Here is a 3,462-nt window from a genome sequence, read left to right as displayed (position 1 = left end):
CTGGACGGCCGGCTGCCGCCGGCGACCGCGGTCTGGGCCGGCCCGGACGCCTCCCAGCGGCTGGCCGCGCTGCCCTGCGACGTGGTGCTGAACGCGATCACCGGCGCCGCCGGGCTGGAGCCCACCCTGGCCGCGCTGGCCGCCGGCAACACCCTGGCGCTGGCCAACAAGGAGTCGCTGGTGATCGGCGGCGAACTGGTCACCGCGGCGGCCGCGCCGGGCCAGATCATCGCCGTCGACTCCGAGCATTCCGCCTTCGCCCAGGCGCTCCGGGCCGGCCGCGCCGAGGAGGTCAGCCGGCTGATCCTGACCGCGTCCGGCGGCCCGTTCCGGGGCCGCAGCCGGGCCGAGCTGACCGAGGTCACCCCCGAGCAGGCGCTGGCCCACCCGACCTGGGAGATGGGCCGGATCATCACCATCAACTCCGCCACCCTGATCAACAAGGGCCTGGAACTGCTCGAGGCCGGCCTGCTGTACGGCATCGACCTGGACGCCATCCAGGTCGTCGTGCACCCCACCTCCGACGTGCATTCGATGGTCGAGTACTGCGACGGCTCCACCATCGCCCAATGCTCGCCGCCCGACATGAAGCTGCCGATCGCGCTGGCGCTGAACTGGCCCGACCGGCTGCCCGGCGCCGCCCGGGCCTTCGACTGGGGCGCGGCGATCGACTGGCACTTCGAGCCGCTGGACGCCGACGCCTTCCCGGCCGTCGAGCTGGCCCGCCGCTGCGGCCACGCCGGCGGCACCGCGCCTGCGGTCTACAACGCCGCCAACGAGGTCTGCGTGGACGCCTTCTGCGAGCGCCGGATCGGCTTCCTGGACATCGTCGACACCGTCGCGGCCGTGGTCGAGGAACACCTGGCCCAGCCGTCCGACGGCGCCCTCAGCGTCGAACGGGTGCTGGCCGCGGACGCCTGGGGCCGGGCCCGCGCCGCCGCCCTGATCGCCGCCGGAACGGAACCGGGAGGAGCATGAACACCCTGCTCACCATCGTCTTCGCGGTGGTCTTCTTCGGCTGCATCATGGCCTCCATCGCGTTGCACGAGCTCGGCCACATGGTGCCGGCGAAGCTGTTCGGCATCCGGGTCCCGAAGTACTTCGTCGGCTTCGGGCCGACCATCTGGTCGACGACCCGGGGCGAGACCGAGTACGGCGTGAAATGGTTCCCGCTGGGCGGCTACGTCCGGCTGATGGGCATGTATCCGCCGGCCGACGGCCGCCGCCGGGACAGCCGGCTGGCCCGCTTCGCCGACACCGCGCGCTCCTACGAATGGTCCGAGATCACCCCCGACGACGTCGCCGACGGCCGGCTGTTCTACCAGAAGAAGACCTGGCAGAAGCTGATCGTGATGGCCGGTGGCCCGGCGATGAACGTGCTGATCGCCTTCGTGCTGTTCTGGTCGATCCTCGGCCTGCACGGCAGTTGGCAGCCGCAGCCGGTGGTGGCCGAGATCCAGCCCTGCATCGTCCGGGAGAACCAGCCCACCACGCAGTGTCTGGTGCCGGACACCCCGGCCGCCAAATCGGGCATCCGGGCCGGTGACCGGGTGGTCGAGTTCAACGGCGTGGCGATCGACAGCTACCCGCAGCTGGTGGAGCTGATCCGGGCCAACCTCGACGGCCAGGCCCGGATCGTGGTGGAACGCGACGGCGTCCGGGTCCCGCTGGCCACCGTCAACACCGTCGTCAGCGGGGTGGCCGACGAACTCGACCCGAGCAAGCGGATCCCGGCCGGCTGGTTCGGCATCACCCCCACCTCGGTGCTGGTCAAGGGCGGCCCGGTCGAGGTCGTCCAGCAGATGTGGATGATGACCCGGCAGGGCCTGGTCGCCATCGGGCAGTTCCCGGTCAAGGTCTACAACGTGGTCGCCGACCTGGTGCAGGGCAAGCCGCGGGACATCTACGGGCCGCTGAGCATCCTGGGCGCCAGCCGGGCGGCCGGCGAGGTGGTGGCCAGCGACGGCATCGACGTCACCGACAAGGTGGTGCTGTTCGGCTCGCTGCTGGCCTCGGTGAACCTCTTCCTGGCGCTGTTCAACTTCGTCCCGCTGCCGCCGCTGGACGGCGGGCACATCGCCGGCGCGCTGTGGGAGGCGCTCCGCCGCGCCGCCGCCCGGCTGTCCGGCCGGGCCGATCCGGGCCCCTTCGACACGGCCAGGCTGCTGCCGATCGCCTACGGGGTGGGCGCCTTCCTGCTGATCAGCGGAGCGGCGCTGATCGTGGCCGACATCATCAGCCCGATGCAGTTGTTCTGATGCCGGACGCGTTCTGATGCCGGACGCGGGGAGGCGGCCGGTCACCTTCCTGGCGATCGGCTCCCGCGGCGACGTCGAACCGATGGCGGTGCTGGCCGGTGCGGCGGCGGCCGCCGGACACCCCGCGACGGTGGTCGCGATCGACGAGTACGCCGGCCTGGTCCGCTGCCACGGCGCCCGCTTCCGGGGTATCGGGCCGGCGATGGACGAGGTGGCCAGGCTGGGTTCGGGCTGGCTGGGCCGGCTGGCGCACCGGACGGCGCTGGTCCAGCCGGTGCTGCTGGGGCGTTGGCTGGCCGGGCTGGCGGCGCCGCTGGCGTCCGCGCTGGACGAGGTGCCGGCCGGTTCGGCGGTGGTCACCGGGGTGGCCTCCCGGGACGCCGCGCTGGCCCTGGTCGAGGACCGCGGCTGCCGGATGGCCACCGTGCTGCACACTGCGATCCTGCCGACCCTGGAGCCGGCCAGCCAGTTGGAGGGCGACCGGCTGTGCGGTCCGCGCGCGGCCCGGCAGCGGTTCGTGGACTGGTACTGGCACACCGTGCAGGGCCTGTCCCGCAACACCGGACGCGCCTTCCGCAGCCGGGCCGGGCTGCCCCGGCACAGCGCCGCCGCGCTGGCCGCGTCCGCCGACCGGCACCCGATCTGGCTGGCCGCGGACCCGGTGCTGATCCCGCCGGCGCCGGACTGGCCGGCGACCTGCGTCCAGACCGGCGCGATCCGGCCCGGCGCCCCGTCCGGGTGGACGCCGCCCGAACCGTTGCGGACCTTCCTGGACGCCGGCGAGCCGCCGGTGTCCGTGGGGCTGGGCAGTCTGAACGACGCGGGTGGCGCGGCCTGGCTGGAACTGGTCGGTGCGGCGGCCCGGCTGGCCGGACGCCGGGTCGTGGCGCCCGCCGTGCCGGGCGGTCCGTCCGGGGTGGTCGACCCGTGGTTGTTCGCCGCCGGCGACCTGCCGCACGACGCGCTGTTCCCGCTGTCGGCCGGCGTGGTGCATCACGGCGGAGCCGGCACCACCGCCGCCGGGCTGCGGGCCGGGGTGCCGTCGGGGTGCGTCCCGGCGCTCTTCGACCAGCACTACCACGGACGCCGGCTGGCCGCCCTCGGCGTGGGTCCCGACCCGGTGCCGCTGCACCGGCTCACCGCCGCCCGGCTGGCCGCCCTGATCGCCGCCGTCGCCGGCCCGGACCACCGCGCCCGGGCGTTT

The 3,462-nt window shown here is 74.0% G+C and carries 3 protein-coding genes; all 3 read left to right on the top strand.

Going from position 1 to position 3,462, the window contains the following annotated elements:
- Positions 1–978, top strand: a 978-nt coding sequence (locus tag QM582_RS01595; RefSeq protein WP_415081153.1) for a 1-deoxy-D-xylulose-5-phosphate reductoisomerase, incomplete at its 5' end; no start/stop codon positions are given.
- Positions 975–2,258 (top strand): M50 family metallopeptidase, encoded by a 1,284-nt coding sequence (locus QM582_RS01590; RefSeq protein WP_415081151.1) that lies wholly within the window; start codon positions 975–977, stop codon positions 2,256–2,258. The genes QM582_RS01595 and QM582_RS01590, both read left to right, overlap by 4 nt.
- 16 nt (positions 2,259–2,274) lie before the next feature.
- Positions 2,275–3,462, top strand: a 1,188-nt coding sequence (locus QM582_RS01585) for a glycosyltransferase (RefSeq protein ID WP_415081149.1), incomplete at its 3' end; no start/stop codon positions are given.

This window comes from Micropruina sp., from assembly GCF_047607385.1.
In the GTDB taxonomy this organism is placed as follows: domain Bacteria; phylum Actinomycetota; class Actinomycetes; order Propionibacteriales; family Propionibacteriaceae; genus Micropruina.
This window is presented reverse-complemented; position numbering and strand designations above follow the sequence as displayed.